The following is a 21,129-nucleotide window of genomic DNA, read 5'->3' on the forward strand; positions in this document are numbered from 1 at the left end:
CGCCTATTCTTTCTAGCTCTGTTGAACCGAAGCGGAGCGTGCTTGAGCCGAAGGAAAATATATGGAGCTGAGGAAAGAGCCAAGACGCTGCTTCATGACGGAATCAACTGGCAAAGTAGACACAATCGTCTGCAGTTTGTCCTGTGCGGCACGAACTTGATAGGCGAGCTGCTCGTGAACTTCGTACTTCGACATCAGCGTGTGCCAGAAGGACATATCAAATGCACTCTGCTTCAGCTTTCTTCTTTCTTCCTCCGTTCCTTGCTGCCACACATGCCAATAAGACCAGCTGCCCACAAAGCGCCCGAAATGTTCGGCACGTTCCTTCTCTTGTTCCATCACTTCCAGCTCTGTCACATGGTCAAGCAATACTTCCCATGCGGGCACATCTTTTGCAGATAGACGTTCGTTAAACGACTGAAACAACATTTTCTTTAAAGAAACGCAGGTGCGTAAATATTCTTCAGCCGTCATCGTCCATTGCTTCATTTTATCAACCATCGTCATCTTGAGACGGTTCACGTTGCATACGGCTTGGCTCAGCGACTGAATCGCTTCAATCTGTCCAGCTTGTGCCAGCAAATTGTAGAAGCGGCTGCTGAAATAATCTCCGGCAAGCACTTTCAACTGCCGTGAGCGAAGGTTCCGATCATTTCCTTGAACGGAAGCCATCTCAATCATATCGTGAGTATCCAGGCCAACCTGTACAAGTGAAGTGACCAACGCATATAATTCACTATGTTCATCTGCTGGCTTGCTGCGGTTTAAAAAGGCGAACAACAACTCTGCTCTTGCGTTCGGAAACGCAGGCAGGTCGGTGTGCGCCTGTATCATGTCATGTTCAACATACCGCTTTGCCAATTGCGAAATGTGATTACCTTTCATCTGAGTGCCTCCGACTGTAGCGGTTAGTCATCCTGACGGATGTCACAATCTAAACCATTATAGCATATGTTTTACTTGATGGGACAACTTTTCTTCCTATAGGAGGTTGTTTAAAAAGTTCCCTTTTGATCACGAAGTATAACCCCGCGGCTTATCCAACATCGAATCTTGCATTCACCCTCGCAGTCCGGTGCTCATGTAGTCTTGCCTACACTCCGCTCCTCCTTCTTCGGATTCTTGCAACCTTCTCGGTGCTGAAAAGTTACCTTTTTAAACACATATTTAATTAGGTTGTTTAAAAAGTTCCCCTTTGATCACACACGTTCAAAAACGTTCCAACGCGGAATTCGGCTTGGAAGCTGAAAACTTCTTCTCCCACAATGGAGTGTAAATAATGCGCAACGCTTCCGACACCTCTGTCGGAATGTCCGGATTACTCTTTTTGATTTGATCCAATCGTTCCGGCGTCGTCTCAGACTTCAACGCATCAAGAGCCAACAGGACGTGCTTTTTCTTCAAGCGTTCGTCGAGTATGACGAAGCGAAGCAATAACCGATTGACGTTGTTCGTCTGTGTGAAGGAGTACCGCAGCAGCTCATACATATCTTGATATATGATTTCGGGATGCACAATACTTGCCGCCACCTTAATGTCTACCGTTAATTTCCCCTCATGCCATGCCGCACGGCTGAGCCGCAGCTGCAGAGGCACGTCAGACAAATGATCGACGAGCTGCCGATCATTCATCGAAATCAAGCGGGGTACCGGTGTAAATGCAGCCACATCCGAATTCATTGCAGGCTTCTTCTCATTCATTGAAGAGATGAAACCCAAGCCTAACATTACCACAATCGTGGCGGTGAGCGCCAATGCCACCGAACGCAAACGCAACAAATTGTTCATGAATCCTTTTACACCTCCACATTATGACATCACCGCAGCCAGACTCGTTAACAGTCAGTTTCGACGCATGTGAGGATGTCCATACCTCATTGTACAATTAAAAAAAGCAGGCTATGCCTGCTCTACGCGTTATGTAACGATTAAAGTTGTGTATTAATCCTGATCCGTATGGATAACTCCATGCTTCGTCATAACTACCGCTTTTCCCCGAATTTTGATCGCGGACGTATGATCGGTGAATTGCGCGAGGAGCACCTCATTTTTATCGAGCTTCTCTGTATGATGAAACCGCGTATCATTCCCGCGTGTGAGACCTATGACCTGAACGCCTTGGTCTTTCGCCTTAATGACAATAAAGTCATTCTCCATAATCCTTCCCTCCTCTTCTGTAATGTATTATAACACGTATACCACGGAATTATGGAACTTGTTCCCTAACGTATTGTTATCTACCCACAACAACAATGGATATACTATCTTCGATTGGGGTTAATGTAGAAAGGAGCATCACATATGCATCCAGCACATCTGCAAGAAAGTCATGTAGTGAAACTGCAGCAATGGGAGCATGAACTTAGCCGCATCAGCGGCGAGAAAATTGTTCTTGTCGCATACAGCGATAACGACGCTGAAGTGTCCGCGACGAACAACGACGAACAACGATCCGGTAAAGCGTAACAAGGGTGTGAAATGGAACAAAGCCGCGACACATGTCGCGGCTTTCACTTGCGTTCCCCTAATTGACAAAAGTATGTAATCACTTATTTGATACCATCTTTAAGTGCTTTGCCTGGTTTGAACGCTGGAATCTTGCTGGCAGCAATCTCGATCTCTTCGCCCGTTTGCGGGTTACGTCCTTTACGAGCGGAACGTTCGCGAACTTCAAAGTTACCGAAGCCAACCAATTGCACTTTGTCCCCGTTTTGAAGAGCTGTGGAGATTGCTTCGAATACAGCATCAACCACTTTCGTTACGTCCTTTTTCGACAATTCTGTCGATTCCGCAACTTCAGAAATCAATTCGGATTTATTCATTCTGTTCACCTCCCGATCTAAGTTAGCATCATTATCCCATTTTTTCACTGTTTGCAGATAATTTATACCTCTTCAACCCTAAAAACGTCAGATTACGCTTCATTCTGCCGCCTTTCATGGTTGAGGAACAAATTTATAGTAATATACTGCAATCACAATTGCAAGAGGAGATGTGCTCATTAAAGCCCAACAATATTCAGTTAGGCGGTTCGAGCACGGTGTATAACATAAAATGTGACAGCCAGCGCCAAGATAAGTACCGTCCCTTTCACAATGTCATGTGTGTAATATTGCAAGTTCATCATTGTCAAGCCGTTTACGAGCACACCGATTAAGACCGAACCAAAAAATGTGCCGATAATATTAGGCTTCCCTGCCCCAAAGACGGAAAAACCGACAAAAACAGCGGCGACCGCCTCCATTAGCAATGGCGATCCGGCATCGATTTGTCCACTCCCTACTCGTGCCGCGTAGATCAATCCCCCTATAGCCGCGCACATGCCTGACAAAATATAAGCGATGGTTCTTATTCTGTTTATGCGAATTCCGGAAAGGCGGGCCGCTTCTTCATTCCCCCCGGTCATGTACATTTGTCGGCCGAATCGGCTGTGCTTCAGCATCACATGGACGCCGATGACGGCAATGAGCATAAGGAGCACCGGAATCGGTACAGAGAAGAATCCAAATGATACTTCGCCCTTGCCCAGTTGCAAGAAGGATTCATACATTTTCCCCGGAGCCTTCGTTCCATCCTCGAACTGCATGTTGTTATAAACGGTATATCCCTTTGTATACGTCTTATGAATTCCTGCTACGATATACATGACAGCCAGCGTGGTCAATAGATCCGGTATGCGTAATTTGACGATAAAGAATGCGTTGATGCACCCAATCACCGCTCCGACAAGCAGCGGAACGATAATGACGATAACTAGCGGCATTTCATACCAAATCATAAGCGATGCCGTTACGACCGTTGTTAACGATACCGTAGAACCGACGGACAGGTCGAATCCATCGACAATGAGTGAAAGTGTTACTCCGATAGCGACAAAGGTAACGATTGAGATCGAGCGTAAAATGTCCGCCAAATTCGCACTGGAGAAGAAATAAGGAAGTCGCACTGAGAAGAAAGCAACTACACCAATGATGACGATAATTGCACCGTATCGAAAGCAAAAGTTCAGCAGTCTGTCCTTGAAGCCCGTATTCATTATTTCCATTCTCCTCCCTGACCCGCACTTGCGTAGAACATGAGCTGCTCCTGCGTCACTTCATTCCGCTGAAAGGCTTGCACCAATTCACCGTCATACATGACGTATATGCGATCTGCAATCCCTATCACTTCATTGAATTCACACGTTAAATACACAATTCCTTTCCCCTGCTGCACCAGCTTGCCGATGATTCGAAACATGTCGCTCTTCGCTCCGATGTCCACACCTTTGGTCGGCTCATCCAGAACATACACATGTGCTGGGGTCTCAAGCCATTTGCCAATAGACACTTTCTGTTGGTTGCCGCCGCTTAAATATTTCACTTCTTGCTTGACGGATGAGGATTTAATTGTTAGCCGGTCGCGCATTTGTTCCGCCAAGCACGATTCATTCCGCTTCCTTACAAATCCAAGCAAGCTTAACGCCTTCAATAAAGGAACACTTATGTTGTGCTGGATCGATTCCTGGACAAATACGCCTTGCTTCCTTCGCTCTTCCGGGACAAGCACAATGCCAGCCCGAACGGCATCGGCCGGTTCCTTCGGTATAAGCGGCACTCCATTCAATGACATGCTTCCTCGTTCATACACATCCACTCCAGTCAGCAGCCGGGACAGTTCCGTCTTGCCCGCACCTACCACTCCAACGATGCCTACAATTTCGCCTTGTCGGACGTCAAAGCTGACGTCACGCACTTTCCGGCCGCGTGTAATGCCTTGCACCTGCAAGAGAACATCGCCGATCACCGCTTGTTCCTTCGGAAATTCTTCTTCAAACGTCTTGCCGAGCATATGCCGGACAACTTCTTCAGGCGTCGTCTCATCGGTCTGCGAGGAGTGGACGATCTGGCCGTCACGCATGATTGTAATACGATCACTTTCTGCAAACACTTCAGGAAGACGATGTGAAATAAAGATGACGACAACACCGAGATCGCGCATCGAACGCATCATTTGGAACAACCGCATTGCCTCTTCATGACTTAGCGGAGCAGTCGGTTCATCAAAAATGACGACTTTGGCTTGCTCCGCCAATATTCTTGCCAGCAGCACCATCTGCTTCTCCGCCAACGTACATTGCTCCACTCGCTTCGTCAACGGTATCGCTGCGCCTAATGACTGCATCGCTTTCTCGGCTTCTTGACGAATACGCCGCGGACTCACCCACCAAGAACGATTGGCTTGTCCCATACGGTCCATCATAATATTTTCCGCAACGGTAAGCTGTGGCACCAGAGCCGTATCCACTTCCTGGTACACGCAATGAATGCCTTGCCGCTTCGCATCGGCTGGCGACTTAATATGCAGCGGACGGCTGCCAATGTGAATATTGCCGACATCAGCGCGATAAGCGCCCGACAATATTTTCATGAGCGTGCTCTTCCCCGCCCCATTCGCGCCAAGCAGCGCATGTATTTCTCCGCTAGAAGCGGTAAAGCTCACACTATGAAGCGCCGCCACTCCATTGAAGGATTTAGATATGCCGAGCATATACAAATTATCGTCAGGAGAAGAAGCGCGAAGCGCCGCCCCCCGCTCCGTGCGGGCCGCATTGGCAGAAAAGGCGTTGTCGGGTTGAGCATCGAATGAGTTAGTCATTTCATATCCCGCCTTTAATCGTTAAATTGTTCACTTGTATTCATTCATCCAATCCTTCAAGCCTTGGGTACTTCCACTCCAGCCTTTAACGTACTCGGACAGTTCACTCGTCGAAATTTGCTTGTCCGGTAAATCCTCGCGCTTGACAAACACAGGCTCCAGCACGACCTTTTCATCTACTTGATCACCATGCAGCTTCTGATAGGCCAATCGCACTTGAACACGTCCGATATCTTTCGGGTCTACTGCAGCTGAAGCAATCCATGGATTATTCTTGTCTTGGATCATTTGCAGGTCCTCATCACTCATATCGATCCCGTATACTTTTATCTCTTCTCGGCCAGACTCTTGTATAGCACGAGCAGCGCCTTTGGCGAATTCGTCATAAGCAGCCCATACGGCAGCAATATCTCCTTTGTTCGGATACTGCTTCAGTACAGCTTCCATCTTCGCCTGCGTGTCTAAGGCAGTGCTGGACGTAGCTGCGCCAAACGCAGCGATTTCTTTCACGTCCGGATTGCTCTTCATAAAAGTGTCGTATGCGATTTGGCGGCGTTCCATTGGAGCATAGCCGGCGGTCCATACTTTGACGATGTTGCCTTTGCCGCCGATGTCGTGCCCCATATGTTCCAAGGTAATCTGCGCCATCTTCTCGTCACCTTGCTCAAGCACGGTCACCCCGGGTATATTGACGAGTGCGTCGAAGGTAACGACAGGAATGTTCTGCTCCACGGCTTTGTTCATCCCCGCATCCAACGTTTCTGGATTTCCATGATCTGTAAGAATTGCATCAAACTTCTGACTAACGGCCATTTCTAATTGCGATCCCATCTTCGCCTTGTCATTCTCGGCTACGAACATCGTTAATTCGCCTTCGAACCGCTTTATCTCTTCTTTGATCCCGTCTACATATTGCTGAGAAAAAGTGCCGGTGTTAAATTCCATAATGAGTGCGATACGCTTGCCCCGAATTCCGTCATTCGTACCGGTAGAGCCTTCTGATCCGCCAGACTTCTGACCGCAAGCGGTTATCACGACGGAGATGAGCACCAAGAAAAACATCATCTCCCATTTTCCACGATGACTGTGTGATTGTGCCGACATACTCTGATCCCCCTTTTATTTATGTGTAATGTATTTTTATACATCCACTTTTTTCCGTGGATTCGTTATCCATAAATATAATAGTTAATTCCGAGTCTGTAAATTGGTTTATGAGAAGTTGTTAAAAAAAGCTCAAGCGAGAACTTCTTCCTGCTGGAAGAAATCCTGTCACCTGAGCTTTTTTCCACTTACAATATAATCGCAATCAATCCGCCGGAGCCTTCATTAATGATTCGTCCGAGCGTCTCTTGCAGCTTGTATCTTGCATTATCCGGCATCATGGCAATCTTGCCTTGGATGCCTTCTCTGACGATGGAATGCAGCGATCTTCCGAAAATGTCCGAATTCCAAATCTTGGTCGGATCGTTCTCGAAGTCCTGCATGAGATAACGCATAAGCTCCTCACTCTGCTTCTCCGTGCCGATGATTGGCGCGAATTCAGACTCGACATCGACGCGAATCATATGAATGGACGGAGCGGTTGCTTTCAAGCGAAGGCCAAAGCGTGATCCTTGCCGGATAAGCTCTGGCTCGTCGAGAGCCATTTCCGTCAATGTTGGGGCAGCTATGCCATAGCCTGTTGTCTTGACCATTTCAAGCGCATCTGCAAATCGGTCGTACTCCCGCTTCGCGTGTGAAAACTCCTGCATTAACTGGAGCAGATGATCCTTGCCTCGAATCTCCACTCCAACCACTTCCATCAGGATTTGGTCATATAATTCGTCCGGCGCGTACAAATCAATCTCTGCGACACCCTGGCCCATATCCATCCCGCTTAGCCCGGCCCTAGCAATAAAATCATATTCCATGAACTGTTGCACGACACGATCGACATCGCGCAAACGACGAATGTCCTTCACTGTGTCCCGTACTGACGATTCATAGCTGGTGCGCAGCCAATGACTGTCATTCAGCACCATCACCCAGCTCGGCAAGTTGACGTTGACTTCATGAACCGGGAACTCATATAATACTTCGCGCAGAACGCCCATGACGTCGTCTTCGCCCATCGTAGCTACGCTAAGCGGTATAACCGGAATATCATATTTCTCATGCAGTTCATTCCGGAGCTCCAACGTCTCCTCGCTACGGGGCCGCGTCGAGTTAATAATTAACACGAATGGCTTGCCGACTTCTTTCAACTCATTGATGACTCGCTCTTCGGAGTCGACATAGGAGCTGCGCGGTATTTCTGCAATCGTTCCATCTGTCGTTACGACAACACCGAGCGTGGAATGCTCTTGAATCACCTTGCGTGTGCCGATTTCCGCCGCCTCTTGGAATGGAATTGGCTCCTCGAACCATGGCGTGCTAATCATCCGCGGTCCATTCTCATCCTCGTAGCCTTTGGCGCCTTCTACCGCATATCCGACGCAATCGACGAGGCGAACGTTTACCTCCAGACCTTCGGCGACTTTAATTTGCACAGCATTATTCGGGACGAATTTCGGTTCCGTTGTCATGATAGTTTTTCCTGCTGCACTTTGGGGCAGTTCGTCTACCGCGCGGGCTCGATCCGATTCGCTCGCGATGTTTGGCAGCACGACCGTTTCCATAAATCGTTTAATAAAAGTCGATTTCCCCGTGCGGACCGCACCGACGACCCCGAGGTAAATATCCCCACCGGTACGCTCGGCAATGTCCTTAAAAATGTCCACTTTTTCCAATGATATCCCCTCCTCAAAATTTTCCGACGGACCTAGAGGCAACGTCTGCCTCTCGCCCTTCAGAAACGATTGGCACCGTTGCTAGGATTGAGCTGTTGCCGTTGTCGCCAGTGTTCGCCGCCGAGATTTCACGTCGTACAAGGGCATTTTTTCCGACGCAACTCGTACATGCTTTTGGACTAGTAACATCTTATTTGAAAGTAGGCAGAAATATGACCCATGTCACTAACATTTTTATTCGCATAACGAACGCATGCCTTCCAAATCAGATATATGATATTAATAGAAAAGTATGCAGAATAAAAAAAATCAATCGGAAAAGATTCCGATTGATCTTTACTGTCATTATGATACGAGATTAATCCGATTAGGGCGCAGTTGCGACCTGCGGCCACGGCGCGTTGTCCTTCCATATGTATGAAACCGACTTCACCGGCACATAGAAGGAAGACTCGACAAGCAGAGGCCGCAAATCTTTCTCATTTCCTGTCGGACGCTTCTCCAACTTCTCCACCAGCTGCATGATGTCTGGCGCGTAATCTGCATACACAGTCCCTTCCATATCCATCATGAACGAAAGCGGCTGTCCGTTGAATGGGCTCAGCACTTCATTCGGACGGACTCCAACCGCCGCTTCGTCTATGCTGTAGAATCCCGGATACATTTCCTCTGTCGTCGGAAGGCTTCCTTGCTTGCGCTTATAAGAATCAACGGCACGAGTCAAATCATTGACCCGCTGCGCCGTGAGCAAATCCATAATACGCACCTTAGGCTCTGTTTCCTCATCGATAATTAAATAAGTGCCCGTGCCGCCTGCTTCGAAGGCATTGCTAGGAGTGGAGCCCAGCACCCCTCGCCGCTTCAACAGTTCAAAATCGATACGGTACTTCTCATAGCGCGGTACACTCATGTCACTCGTTATCATGGGCAGAAGCTGTGTCTGCTTTTGATATTCATCCACTGCATTTTGAACGAGAAGGATTCCTTCCCGGGCGGATTGCTGATTCTCTTTGCGCAGCTCATTCGGATACAGACACCCCTGCAGCAGCATGCTGATGAGTGAAGTGACAACGAGTAGCGCAATCCGTCTGTTCCGGCTCACTCACATTCCTCCTGACTTCGATAACGACGATATTTTCATGTCCAACTACCACAATGAATCATCATTTTGTTGCTCCGCTAACTGGCGGCGAACCAGCGCTTTAAGTGGATCTTCAGGTACTGTGACCGTAATCGCGCCCTCCTGGCCTGAGACTCGCACCTGACAGGCGAGACGCAGCCCTTGGGTAGAGTCGACTCCAAGCTTCCGCATTTCAGGTGGACTGGGCGGAGTTAACAAGCGCTCATCGCCCTCTACGTCGACCTTGCACATCAAGCATCCCGCTTTGCCGTCACAGCGCGTACGAACCGGAACCCCGGCCCTTCTGGCCGCATCAAGCAGCGACACGGCGTGCTTCATCTCTATCTCAATGCCTTGGGGTTCAAAGCGAACTCGCGTTCCCACAGATGCAGCCATCCTTTCATATTGTGAAATCGATGTATGATTTACTAGTGAGAAGTAAAAATATGGCTCATGATGTCTGGACACAGTTCGGCAAGAGCTTCTGATAGCTGGGCATGCTCTGAACATTGGGCCCACACCATTCTCATCGAATCCACATGAAGCTGGGGCGATTGATTCATTACACTGACAATAGACTGCACACGGTCTTTACGTTCACGCAGCACGTTGAAGACAAGCTCATGAGCAAGCGGCATGACATGTACGAAAGTATGACCTAGCTGCACTTCCAAGCCATAGTTCCACAACAAGCCTCGAATGCCAGTGACATATTGTCCGAGTGGCGTTGATACAACGAAATCACCGACAAGCTCGATGGATACGCCTTTGTACTCATAATGACTCAGCAAAGAGCGGTATCTCTCCGTCTCATTCCACTCAGGTTCATCTACCGCATATGCTTTCCACAACTGCTGCAATTGGAGCCCGTCTTGTTCGTCCGCATAAATATCGACATCGCGCGGAACACCTTCCAGCTGAACGCCATGCAACGCCAAGCCGCAGCTCCCACCCAGCATCCAGCATAGGTTTTCACGTCTCGCCATGTTTGAAAAATGCTCAATCGTCTGCACAAGAGGTACGGACAATGAAGGTTTCATCAGAACTACCCCATTCCGTTTCGAATATCTATAGATGTCAACAATGTGCGTGTTCAAAAGTTGTACTAAAAATAAGGCTTGTGGGCGGCGCGAATGACTCCATCCGTCTCAATAACCGCTTGACATGCAAGTCGATATCCTTCTGCAAATTCTTCTTCTTCCATGCGATCCCATTCGGCATCCGTCACTTCGGATAAATGCTCGCGTCCTTCCTCAACTACACAGCGGCAGCGTGCACACGTGCCGCGCGTGCATGCATAATTCCAACCCACGTCCGCCTGAACGGCCGCATCCAAAAGCGTAGTACCGAGCGGCACCGTGACGGTTGCTTCCCCTGTACGTGCTGTTAATGTAATATCCGCCATCAAAAGTCACTCCTTCCGCCAAAGTTTTATGTATTACACAATCGATATAATTCCATACAGCATTCCCGCTAACAGCATGATGAAAGCGATAAAAGAAAGGATACCACGAATCCATCCTTTCGTCTTATGCCTGGCAAACATAATCAGAAATGCGGAAAAAGCCATGAGGCCAATTCCGATAAAGGATACCCACATCTTAGTCATACTGTCCATTTTCCCGATTCTCCCATCTGCGCAAACTGCTCTCATTATACCATCCGTCTTAAAAGAACAAAAGACGACACGTTAGCTTATCGCTAACGTGTCGTCTTTCTCGATCAAGAAACATAGGAATGAAGCTTATTTCTTCATGATCAGCTTCATGATGCCTTCCAAGTTGCTTGGGTTCGTACCGCTTCGCTTGACGGTGCTCACAATCTCATTTATCGTAGCTTCCGTTACAGGCAGTTTGGCCATTGAAGCGACTTGTTTAATCAACTGCCGCAGTTGGGCTTCACTTTGCATCGTACTCGGCTTCACCCCGCCGGCAATCTTTTTTATTTGATTTTCGGTAATATGTTTGCCGGTCTTCTTGTTAATCGCGTTCAATGCGTCCTTAGAAAATTTATTGTTCGGCATTTTGTCCCTCCTCGGGTCAGACTTCATACAGTGTATGATAAGTCCCGTTCAAAGGTGAAAAAGTACCGACAAATATCCTAACGATGTCGCATTATGACCACGACGATTTCGCGACTTCTTCGATTTCATTTTTGCGAACGCGGCCCATTAAATGTTCGACTGCTTTCTTCGGTTCTTTGCCATCAAATAAGACGCGGTGCAATTGCTCAGTAATTGGCAATTGGACATCATACTGCCGCGCGAGCAAATAGGCGGCTTTCGTGGTCCGAATACCTTCTACGACCATTCCCATCTGCGACAGCACCTCATCCACAGCATGCCCTTGGCCGATAAGCGAGCCGGCACGCCAGTTCCGGCTGTGCTGACTCGTACACGTAACGACCAGATCGCCAACACCGGCAAGACCAGCAAACGTTAGTGCGTTCGCGCCCATCACGACGCCGAGCCGGGCAATCTCCGCAAGTCCTCTCGTGATGAGGGCCGCTTTCGCGTTGTCGCCGTATCCGATGCCGTCTGACAATCCGGCCCCTAGCGCGATAATGTTCTTAAGCGAGCCGGCCAGCTCAACTCCAATAACGTCCTGATTCGTATACACGCGGAAAAACGATTCGTTCATGAACAGATCCTGCGCTTTTTCTCCCGTCTCCGTCGAAGTGGATGCTACAACTACCGTAGTCGGGCATTGTCTGACGACTTCTTCCGCATGACTTGGTCCGGATAATACGGCAATACGGTCTTCCCCGCATTCCAATTCTTCGGCAATCACTTCAGACATACGCTTTAACGTTTCGGTCTCGAATCCCTTCGTTGCATGTACGATTATCATCTTATCCGTAAAGTAAGGCTTCATCTGCCGCGTCACTTGACGCATTGCAGCCGACGGCGCCACGATGAGGCAAGCTTCCGCACCCTCCATCGCTTCTTCCATGGAGCATGTCGCATGAAGGTCAGGGTGCAACGTAACGTCCGGCAAATATTTATGATTGCTATGCTTCGTATTTATTTCTTCCGCCTGGCGTTCATTCCGGGTCCATAGCGAGACGTTGCATCCGTTCTGAGCCAATACCTCGCTGAGCGCAGTTCCCCAACTTCCCGCGACGAACACCGCGACCTTAACGGACACGTGGCATTCCTCCTTTTTTCGAGCCTAAACGGTTCTCCGTCCCTTTCACCAGCTTGACAATGTTGCCGCGATGACGATAGAACGCAAACGCGCACAACAGCAAGCTGCCCCAGAATATACTCCAATCATAACGGAATAGCAACAAGAATACCGGGGTCATCGTCGTAAAAATCAAAGAACCTAGAGACACATAACGCTTCCATACAATCGAGGCGATCGCAAGAACACCGGCGCAGAGCGCTGGCCAGAACGCCAAAATCGCCAACACGCCGATCGTCGTTGCAATCCCCTTTCCGCCGCGGAACCGGAAATATATCGGCCAGTTATGACCAGCGATGGCCGCAATTCCGCACAGCACCATCACCCATGAATCATCTCCAAGCCAACGTCCAATTAGAACGGCGATAATCCCTTTGACTGCGTCTAACAATAATACGCCAATTGCAGGACCCTTCCCCAGCACCCGCAGCGTATTGGTCGCTCCGGCATTGCCGCTTCCATGCTGGCGAATATCGATACCCCGCAGCCATTTCCCTATGAGCAGACTGAAGCTGACTGAGCCGAGCAAATAACTGACTACGATCGCAATTATAGACAAGGTCACCTCAGCTCGCCCCTAACCTTCATCGGATTTCCGGCGTGTGAATAACCGGATCGGTGTGCCTTCAAAGTCAAACGAAGCACGGATGCGATTATCCAAATAACGCTCATAGGAGAAATGCATTAGCTCCGGATCATTGACGAAGATCACGATCGTCGGCGGCTTCACCGCAACCTGCGTCGCATAATTAATGCGCAGGCGTCGTCCCTTATCCGTTGGAGGCGGGTTGTAAGCAACCGCATCCGATACGACATCGTTCAGGAGGTGCGTCGGAATGCGCTTCGCATGCTGCTGCGCGACATGTTCGATAACCGGGAGCAGTTTATGTAATCGCTGCTTCGTCTTTGCGGATAAGAACACGATTGGAGCGTATGTCATAAACAGGAAATGATCGCGAATCTTTTGTTCGAATTGATGCATCGTTTTATCATCTTTCGACACGATATCCCACTTATTGACGACAAACAACACGGCCTTGCCCGCTTCATGAGCATAGCCTGCGATATGTTTGTCTTGTTCGATAATCCCTTCCTCGCCGTTGATGATTACCAGTACGACGTCAGCACGTTCAATCGCCTTCAGAGAACGCATTACGCTGTATTTTTCAGTCGTCTCATAGACCTTTCCGCGTTTCCGCATTCCAGCCGTATCGATAATAACGAACCTCTGTCCGTCCTTCTCAAACGGGGTGTCAATCGCATCCCTGGTCGTACCAGCCACGTCGCTCACGATAACGCGTTCTTCACCTAGAATGGCATTGACAAGCGATGACTTGCCTACGTTAGGCCGCCCGATAAGAGCTACCTTAATGACATCATCATCATATTCCTCATCGGTTAGATCCGGAAATTTCTCAACAACCTCATCTAATAAATCCCCCAATCCGGTACCATGTGAACCCGAGATCGGAATCGGATCACCGAAGCCTAAGCTATAAAACTCATAAATATCGTCCATGCGATTCAAATTATCCACTTTATTCACCGCAACGATAACCGGCTTGCCGGATCGGAACAACATTTGCGCCACTTCTTCATCGGCTTGGGTCACACCGGTCTTGGCATCACACATGAACACGATGACGTCAGATTCCTCAATCGCGAGTTCGGCTTGAACCCGGATTGAACGGAGCATCTCATCTTCTCCGTAAACCTCAATTCCGCCCGTGTCAATAATGCTGAACGGCTTCCCGTTCCATTCGCCCGTCCCGTAGATACGGTCGCGTGTCACGCCAGGCTTGTCCTCTACAATGGCCAATCGGTCGCCGATAATTCGGTTAAAAATGGTGGACTTGCCGACATTCGGCCGCCCGACGATGGCAACAACGGGTTTTGCCATGCAGTTCACTCCTTCATCTTTTGCAACATATACACGTACATCATCATATCAAAAAATTGGCCCCTTGGCTAACCAATTTGCAGGAGCACTCTCCATTTTTCAGCGCACATTCCAGAACGCTCACCTTCAATCTGCCTGCTTCCATTTTGTGCCTCTCCATCTGCCCTTTATCCATTGCATTGCAGCTGTAACCATTCGAACGGTCATAAAGGACACCCACCATACATCCTGCAGCCCCGCACTCCCGAGCTCAGAAGACGCTCCGCTTTTCACTTGAATAAATAAATCTCCGCAAGCCAGTCCGAGTGTAAGCACGATCCATTGATACGTCCACCGTCTGGATACAGATAGAACCATCAAGCTGATAATCGCCGCGATGATCCATTCCTTGCTGAATTGTCGGAGCAAGCTGATGGATGACCATTTTAACAGCTCTAGCCACAACCAAGCGGCAGCAACCAATCCGATGTGACCTAATAAAGTAAAGCCGCGCAGCCTAATGAACTGATCCAACAGGAGCAGCACTGCGACAAGGCACCATAACAACCATGCTGCATTTACTTTGCCTGCTGCAGCTATCGTAACGGTGAATCGGTTCAGCAATATCCAAGACACCCCGATACAGATAATCCAGCGCCACGATACGTGTCTCAGCACAACGGTTCGCCAGCCGCTCGCCAATAAGATGAAGAAGCAGATCCATACAATAAAAGACAGTATCCCAGGTGTCAAGCTTCCATCTCCCTAACGTTTCTTCGTATTATTTGAAGGGAGATATAAAAATAATCGGCGGACTCGCAATGAGTCCGCCGAAAAATAATGAATTCAACTTATTTTTTAAATTTGTTCAGCATGTCGCCAAAGCGTTCGCCTAATGTCACGCTCATTGCTTGGTTGTTGAGAGATACGTTCGGGTTGTTCAGTTCTTCCTTGATTCTCTTCTCTGGCTTCGGAGCTTGAGCTGGAGCTTCTTCCGTTTCTTTAATGCTCAAGCTAACGCGTTTCTCTGCAGGATTGAAGTCCAACACCTTCACTTGCACCGTCTGACCTTGCTTCAATACTTCGAACGGAGTCGCGATATGACGGTGAGCGATTTGGGAAATATGAACCAGACCTTCCACGCCAGGCGTCACTTCAACGAACGCACCGAAATCAACGAGACGTTTTACTTCACCGCTGATGATGTCGCCTGTCTTGATCTTATCAGCAGCTTGCTCCCAAGGCCCCGGTTGAGTCGCTTTAATGCTCAGACTAATCTTGCCGTTGGCAGGGTCAACTTTCAATACTTTTACTCTCACTTGTTGGCCTTCTTGTACAACATCGGACGGTTTATCGACATGCTGCCATGCGATTTCGGACACGTGTACCAATCCGTCCACGCCGCCTACGTCAACAAATGCGCCGAATTGTGTCAAGCGTTGTACGGTACCTTCCAATTCCTGACCTTCTTGAAGGTTCGCCATCACGCGTAGTTTGTTCGCTTCGAACTCTTCTTCCAATACATCTTTTTGAGAAAGAATAAGTTTGTTGTTTTCGCGATCGATTTCTTTTACTTTCACGCGCAGCGTACGACCTTTGTAGTCGCTGAAATCTTCAACAAAATGACGTTCTACCATGGAGGCAGGAATAAATGCGCGCACGCCTACATCTGCGACGATGCCGCCTTTCACTACGTCTGCAACCGTTACTTCGAACACCTCTTGATTGTCGAAGCGCTGCTGCATCAAGTCCCAGGATTGTTCGCCGTCGACTTGACGTTTCGAAAGCACGAGACGTTCTTTCTCATCATCGATGCTTACTACTTTACATTCCACTTCTTGGCCTACCTCAACAACATCCGAAGCTTTGTCAACGGATACGGCAGACAGCTCGCGGATAGGAATTACACCGTCATATTTATATCCAATGCTTACAAATGCTTGGTTGTCATCGATTTTGACAATCGCGCCTTTGACGGTGTCACCTTTTTTCAAGGTTACGATGTTCTCCATCGCTTCTTGGTTAGCCGTTTCGGCCGTTTCATTCACTTTTGTTTCTTCAGACATGTGAAATACCTCCTCGATTGAAACCCCATTTATTGAAACCTGCTATGCAGGAATCATAAGGAACTCTTATCTATGTCTCTTCAAAAAGATAAAGACCTCGATAAGTGGATGCTATTATGCGAACCTGAAATCTAACGTTCCATAAGGATATCCGTATAGAAATTCAGATGTCGTAACGAAATTAAGGGTATAACCTGTAAATAATACCTGTAGTATCTTTCCTAATGAGAAAAACATGCATGCGCTGTATCATGAAGAAGCAGTTTCTTCCTTAATGATACGTTGGATATGCTCCATAATGCGTTCCGTTGCTCTCTCGAGCACGTCGCTTCCCTTCTCTGCCAGCAGATCTGACATATCGATTGGCGGACCGTAACACACTCTAGTCTTGCGAAATAGTTTGTAGTTGCCGATCACGGCCACAGGCACAATGGTAGCTCTGCTTCGCAACGCTATCATCGCAGCGCCCTTCTTCGCAGCAACCGCTCCGTCTGTGTTACGGGTGCCTTCCGGGAATATTCCCATAATCTCGCCGTCGTTCAGCAATTGGAATGCCGTGCGGATCGTTTCTTTACTTACACCGCCGCGCTTAACGGGAAACGCTCCCAACGCGTCTATTGCCGGGCCGAATACTGGAACTTTGAACAGTTCCGCTTTGGCCATGAATCGGATGCGCCGATCGAGCAGTATTCCAATAGCCGGGGGATCCAACAAGCTGATATGGTTGGAGCACAAGACGACCCCGCCCTCTTTAGGCACATAATGTTTGTTTTTCGCTTCAAATCGGAACAGAATCCGGTAGAAGAATCGAAGCAGCGCCCTGCAAAACGTATAGAACATAGTAGCTACGGTTCACCATCACTTTCGTATGATCGCGCGATCTACGATGACGCGCACGACATCGGCGATTGTCATTCCCGTCGTATCCAGCAGAACGGCATCTTCCGCTTGCTTTAACGGGGAAACTTCACGCGTCTCGTCTTGTCGGTCACGGTCGGCGATTTCCTGGATGAAATGCTCCAGCGAAGCATTCTCCTTGTCTTTCCATTCCTCGTATCGCCGGCGAGCCCGTTCTTCTACGGAAGCGGTTATGAACCACTTCATTTCCGCATCAGGAAGCACATGTGTACCGATATCACGGCCGTCCATGACCACCCCTTTGCGCTTTGCCATTTGACGCTGCATTTCAACCAGTTGTTCTCGTACGACTCCGACTTGCGCGTATAATGAAGCCAAGCGGCTCATTTCAGACGTTCGTATCGCATCCGTCACGTCTTCTCCATTCAGAAAGACGAATTGACGTTCCGCTTCCGGCCGCAGTTCAATTCTCAAGCACTTCATCTCTTCCGAAAGCGCATCCGTCTCATCCGGACGTATGCATACCCGTGTCATATGTAATGATACGGCACGATACATGGCGCCCGTATCAATATAAACATATCCTAGCTCACGAGCGACGAGGCGGGCAACCGTACTCTTTCCAGCTCCTGCAGGCCCGTCGATGGCGATATTCATTCGTTGCGTCGTAGTCTCACACTGTTGTGTCAACGGGACTGACTCCTTCCCTAGTCATACCTGTAAGAATCTTTATGAACACGCACTGTAAATAGAAACCACAGTAGTAACGTTCATTCAAGAAAAAAGCAGGCATTGCCTGCGACGTGAAAATTATACCACACTTAAAAAAGGGATGCAAAACGAGTCTGCTTCAAAAAAGAGTTGCGGTTCGGTTGGATGTCACTAATTATGCCTAGGACACGTACTTATAAAGAATTCCTTCCAACCGTTCCACCGGACATAAATAATGGCGAAATCCGCCAATCAAGAGCAAACATTGGGCGGCAACGACCAGGATGACGAACGAAATACATATGCGCGTCACCCAGCGGGCACAGTTGTCCCAATACAGCAACAGCCGGTATTTTTCATCTTCGAATTCATGCTCCTTCATCTCCTGAGGAACATGCTTGCTGCGATGCGGCCACACTGTTCTCATCATACTCACCCCACATTTTATTGTGGTAGTATATCGTCAGGATGGAAAAATTATGCGGCTGGTATGTATCACTTTCTCAGTTCAAACTGCCGTTCAAAGCAGTAACGAATTAATTTCTGTTGTTCCACTTCAGAGATTTGCTCGAACTTTACCATGACCGCTACTCTTTCCTCATGAATAGGCTGGATACGAACAATCTGCCCCGTGAACGGAACGTGTTCAATTGCTCCGCTGCGAAATGAAACAGCAATCCAGCATTGCAGCAGCTGTGTCTCTCGAAGTCCCCATTTCGGATGTGTGACGAAGGACATCCCGCCTCCGCTAATATCTTCCGACAAGGCAATAAATTTCACGCCATCCATCGTGCTGATGGCTGTCTCCAGATTAGCCTGCACACGCAAATAATTGCGCCGCTGCATTCTGGTAAGCCAATGCTGCTCCGGCTTCCGAATGGACAACATACGAATCGTGTCCTGCCGTCTTCCCGTCACAAGGGTTCGAAAGTGCCACTTCATGCCATCCTCTTGCGAGTAATAAACATCCAACTCTTCGCCTGCTGCGAACACTCCATATTTCCCCGTTTGCTCACACAAAGGAATTTCAATCCACAAATGTTCTTCATCGATTTCCGTAACTCGGGATTTATAGGTTGGGTCGCCTGCTTGCGCACGAACCGATTGCATGTACATCATATCATTTATATTAGGTAACATGTGCTCCCCTCCACGCCAATTATAGCATGGGTTGTAGGAGTCCAAAAGAAAAAGGTGCTCCTTCTCCAACCGACTCCTTCATGCATCGCATAAAAGAATGAGGTGGAGGATAGCACCTTCACAGCTTCATATTCCGCTCAGTTAACTTTTTAACATCGGCATTTCTTCAATTTGCTCTTCTATGCCATTCTCTGCATTAATATAAACACGGTAGGCGCCACCGTTAATTTTACCGCCAAATTCATAGCACAGCACTTCTTCCCCCAAATCATTTTTGATCAGGGACTTACGGTCGAACAGAATGTGCATGTCCGGATTCAGCATCGCACGGGCTTCCTTCATCGTTATCTTCGGCTTGCCTACTGTGCGGTCTTTATGCTCATAGATGTAATCTGTCGCCTGAAGTCCTGTTACTTCCCCGTTATCGAGCGCGACACGCACGCTTATCTGTTGAGGATATACATACACTCCGTCAATAATAGGGACCAACATCAAACTGCCCACATGATTGAATTCGTTATAACGGACCACTTCCATTGAAGGGTAGTCATTCTTCTTCAGAAATTTCTTTGCCGCTTGCTCGGCTTCAGTTATCGAGATACGTTTTGCCTTCACGGAACGGGTGTCCATATAAGACATCAGCATTCCTTGCTTCGTATAGTCCAACGAAATAGAACTGCCATCACCTTTTACGTTCGTAAACGCAGTATACGATTCATACTCCGTCCCTTTTCCGTTCACTCTTACTTGGACAGGCTCATTAGGCTTATGCTCCAAAAATTTTTCTGCTTTCGTTTTAATCTGTTCAACCGTGAGCGGCTGTCCTTTGAGCATCTTAACGGAACGCTTCGTGTATACGCTGGCAACAGACGGACCCCAATTTAATTCAGGATATTGCCCCACTTTTTTATCGACAGTTTTAAACCCGTCAATAATTGTATTATCCATCTTTTTCTGCTCACTGGCCATGGCAGTCTCAACGTCCATCCATCGAAGGTTGTTCTTAATAACCTTTCCCTGCACGCTTTGCAGATCTTTAGAGATTTGCGATGCATTCTGCTGCAGTGTCTTCATCGTCTTCACTTCATCGTCAGATAGCGGCTGCTTCGTTAAATCACGAACAGCCGTGCGATAAGCAAAGTTAGAAATACGCGACAAGAAATCTTCCGTCTTATTGAACGGCAACAGTGTAAGCGGGAGTTGGTTAATTTCGTTCTGAGCTTGACTTGTTATGCGCCACACATTGACTAGCCCTTTGCGATGCATGCCTTGTGACTTGGCATTGACAGCCAACGTTTGACCTAGCTCGCTATGCAGCTTGTCGACGTGATACGACAAGTCGTGAAACGCCCGCTGGTATTGGTTCTCTGCTTTAATTAAGATGGAGTTCTTCTCTTGATGCTCTTGATATCCCCATACAATCGCTCCAATAAAAAAGAACGTAACTATCGGAAACAGCACCGCACTTAATCGTTTATACATCGTACAAACGTCTCCCTTCACAGCAACTTGTATAACATACTGACCATAGTTTGCTGGAATTTCGGGAGCTTTATGCATGGTTTCCAAACGTTACGCTCTTTCACTTTTGATCACGAAGCTTTTCTAGGAGCATATTCGGATCGAATCTTGCATTCACCCTCGAAGTACGGTACTCATGTAGTCATGCCTACACTCCGTTCCTTCTTCGGCTTCACGCAACCTTCTCGGTGCTGAAAAGTGACCCTTTTGTTCTCGTAGCATTTTCTGGGAGCATATTCGC

At 48.2% G+C, this 21,129-nt stretch carries 25 protein-coding genes; 1 reads left to right on the forward strand and 24 read right to left on the reverse strand.

The window, feature by feature from the left end:
• Positions 1–12: 12 nt before the first annotated feature.
• From LQV63_RS09505 to mtrB, 3 genes are all read right to left on the reverse strand, one after another.
• Entirely contained in the window at positions 13–885 is an 873-nt protein-coding gene (locus LQV63_RS09505; protein ID WP_019421830.1) for a heptaprenyl diphosphate synthase component 1, read from the reverse strand.
• A gap of 324 nt (positions 886–1,209) precedes the next feature.
• On the reverse strand, positions 1,210–1,788 hold the full coding sequence (locus LQV63_RS09510; protein WP_233696507.1) for a hypothetical protein: 579 nt from the start codon (positions 1,786–1,788) through the stop codon (positions 1,210–1,212).
• 153 nt (positions 1,789–1,941) lie between these two features.
• Positions 1,942–2,157 (reverse strand): trp RNA-binding attenuation protein MtrB, encoded by a 216-nt coding sequence (gene mtrB, locus LQV63_RS09515; protein WP_233696508.1) that lies wholly within the window; start codon positions 2,155–2,157, stop codon positions 1,942–1,944.
• A gap of 144 nt (positions 2,158–2,301) precedes the next feature.
• Between mtrB and LQV63_RS09520 the strand changes: the two genes are divergently transcribed.
• Positions 2,302–2,466: a hypothetical protein gene (locus LQV63_RS09520; protein WP_233696509.1), complete on the forward strand. Its 165-nt coding sequence runs from the start codon at positions 2,302–2,304 to the stop codon at positions 2,464–2,466.
• A gap of 83 nt (positions 2,467–2,549) precedes the next feature.
• Here the strand turns inward: LQV63_RS09520 and LQV63_RS09525 are convergent, their stop codons facing one another.
• From LQV63_RS09525 to ypeB, 21 genes are all read right to left on the reverse strand, one after another.
• A complete protein-coding gene (locus LQV63_RS09525; RefSeq protein WP_019419158.1) occupies positions 2,550–2,822 on the reverse strand; it encodes an HU family DNA-binding protein in 273 nt (90 codons plus the stop codon).
• 200 nt (positions 2,823–3,022) lie between these two features.
• Positions 3,023–4,036, reverse strand: a complete 1,014-nt coding sequence (locus LQV63_RS09530) for an ABC transporter permease (protein ID WP_233696510.1) — start codon at positions 4,034–4,036, stop codon at positions 3,023–3,025.
• Positions 4,036–5,637, reverse strand: coding sequence for a sugar ABC transporter ATP-binding protein (locus LQV63_RS09535; RefSeq protein WP_233696511.1), 1,602 nt, complete (start codon positions 5,635–5,637; stop codon positions 4,036–4,038). The genes LQV63_RS09530 and LQV63_RS09535 overlap by 1 nt, the downstream gene beginning before the upstream one ends.
• 30 nt (positions 5,638–5,667) lie before the next feature.
• A complete protein-coding gene (locus LQV63_RS09540) occupies positions 5,668–6,741 on the reverse strand; it encodes a sugar ABC transporter substrate-binding protein (protein ID WP_233696512.1) in 1,074 nt (357 codons plus the stop codon).
• 188 nt (positions 6,742–6,929) lie between these two features.
• Positions 6,930–8,408, reverse strand: a complete 1,479-nt coding sequence (gene spoIVA / locus LQV63_RS09545; protein WP_019419162.1) for a stage IV sporulation protein A — start codon at positions 8,406–8,408, stop codon at positions 6,930–6,932.
• Positions 8,409–8,775: 367 nt separating this feature from the next.
• Positions 8,776–9,510 (reverse strand): hypothetical protein, encoded by a 735-nt coding sequence (locus LQV63_RS09550; protein ID WP_233696513.1) that lies wholly within the window; start codon positions 9,508–9,510, stop codon positions 8,776–8,778.
• A 45-nt stretch (positions 9,511–9,555) separates the two neighbouring features.
• Positions 9,556–9,912: a 2Fe-2S iron-sulfur cluster-binding protein gene (locus tag LQV63_RS09555; RefSeq protein ID WP_019419164.1), complete on the reverse strand. Its 357-nt coding sequence runs from the start codon at positions 9,910–9,912 to the stop codon at positions 9,556–9,558.
• Between the two features lie 44 nt (positions 9,913–9,956).
• Positions 9,957–10,568 carry a nucleotidyltransferase family protein gene (locus LQV63_RS09560; protein ID WP_019419165.1) on the reverse strand — a complete coding sequence of 204 codons (612 nt, stop codon included), beginning with the start codon at positions 10,566–10,568 and terminating at the stop codon, positions 9,957–9,959.
• A gap of 65 nt (positions 10,569–10,633) precedes the next feature.
• Positions 10,634–10,933 carry a 2Fe-2S iron-sulfur cluster-binding protein gene (locus LQV63_RS09565; RefSeq protein WP_019419166.1) on the reverse strand — a complete coding sequence of 100 codons (300 nt, stop codon included), beginning with the start codon at positions 10,931–10,933 and terminating at the stop codon, positions 10,634–10,636.
• 33 nt (positions 10,934–10,966) lie between these two features.
• Positions 10,967–11,146, reverse strand: a complete 180-nt coding sequence (locus tag LQV63_RS09570) for a DUF2768 family protein (RefSeq protein WP_019419167.1) — start codon at positions 11,144–11,146, stop codon at positions 10,967–10,969.
• A gap of 126 nt (positions 11,147–11,272) precedes the next feature.
• Positions 11,273–11,551, reverse strand: a complete 279-nt coding sequence (locus tag LQV63_RS09575; RefSeq protein WP_019419168.1) for a stage VI sporulation protein F — start codon at positions 11,549–11,551, stop codon at positions 11,273–11,275.
• A gap of 91 nt (positions 11,552–11,642) precedes the next feature.
• The gene (locus tag LQV63_RS09580) at positions 11,643–12,674 is read right to left on the reverse strand and encodes an NAD(P)H-dependent glycerol-3-phosphate dehydrogenase (RefSeq protein ID WP_233696514.1); all 1,032 of its coding nucleotides are present in this window, start codon (positions 12,672–12,674) and stop codon (positions 11,643–11,645) included.
• Positions 12,664–13,278 carry a glycerol-3-phosphate 1-O-acyltransferase PlsY gene (plsY, locus tag LQV63_RS09585; RefSeq protein WP_019419170.1) on the reverse strand — a complete coding sequence of 205 codons (615 nt, stop codon included), beginning with the start codon at positions 13,276–13,278 and terminating at the stop codon, positions 12,664–12,666. Before plsY ends, LQV63_RS09580 begins: the two co-directional genes overlap by 11 nt.
• Positions 13,279–13,290: 12 nt before the next feature.
• Entirely contained in the window at positions 13,291–14,613 is a 1,323-nt protein-coding gene (gene der / locus LQV63_RS09590; RefSeq protein WP_019419171.1) for a ribosome biogenesis GTPase Der, read from the reverse strand.
• Between the two features lie 126 nt (positions 14,614–14,739).
• Positions 14,740–15,345 (reverse strand): hypothetical protein, encoded by a 606-nt coding sequence (locus tag LQV63_RS09595; RefSeq protein ID WP_233696515.1) that lies wholly within the window; start codon positions 15,343–15,345, stop codon positions 14,740–14,742.
• A gap of 98 nt (positions 15,346–15,443) precedes the next feature.
• A complete protein-coding gene (gene rpsA / locus LQV63_RS09600; RefSeq protein ID WP_019419173.1) occupies positions 15,444–16,658 on the reverse strand; it encodes a 30S ribosomal protein S1 in 1,215 nt (404 codons plus the stop codon).
• Positions 16,659–16,907: 249 nt separating this feature from the next.
• Positions 16,908–17,498: a lysophospholipid acyltransferase family protein gene (locus LQV63_RS09605; protein WP_019419174.1), complete on the reverse strand. Its 591-nt coding sequence runs from the start codon at positions 17,496–17,498 to the stop codon at positions 16,908–16,910.
• A gap of 18 nt (positions 17,499–17,516) precedes the next feature.
• A complete protein-coding gene (gene cmk / locus LQV63_RS09610; RefSeq protein ID WP_019419175.1) occupies positions 17,517–18,206 on the reverse strand; it encodes a (d)CMP kinase in 690 nt (229 codons plus the stop codon).
• 202 nt (positions 18,207–18,408) lie between these two features.
• Positions 18,409–18,657 (reverse strand): hypothetical protein, encoded by a 249-nt coding sequence (locus tag LQV63_RS09615; protein WP_233696516.1) that lies wholly within the window; start codon positions 18,655–18,657, stop codon positions 18,409–18,411.
• 65 nt (positions 18,658–18,722) lie between these two features.
• Positions 18,723–19,367, reverse strand: a complete 645-nt coding sequence (locus LQV63_RS09620) for a flagellar brake protein (protein WP_019419177.1) — start codon at positions 19,365–19,367, stop codon at positions 18,723–18,725.
• A gap of 141 nt (positions 19,368–19,508) precedes the next feature.
• A complete protein-coding gene (ypeB, locus tag LQV63_RS09625; RefSeq protein WP_233696517.1) occupies positions 19,509–20,849 on the reverse strand; it encodes a germination protein YpeB in 1,341 nt (446 codons plus the stop codon).
• Positions 20,850–21,129: the final 280 nt, after the last annotated feature.

Origin of the sequence: Paenibacillus profundus (assembly GCF_021369635.1) — a bacterium.
Taxonomy (GTDB): domain Bacteria; phylum Bacillota; class Bacilli; order Paenibacillales; family Paenibacillaceae; genus Paenibacillus_B; species Paenibacillus_B profundus.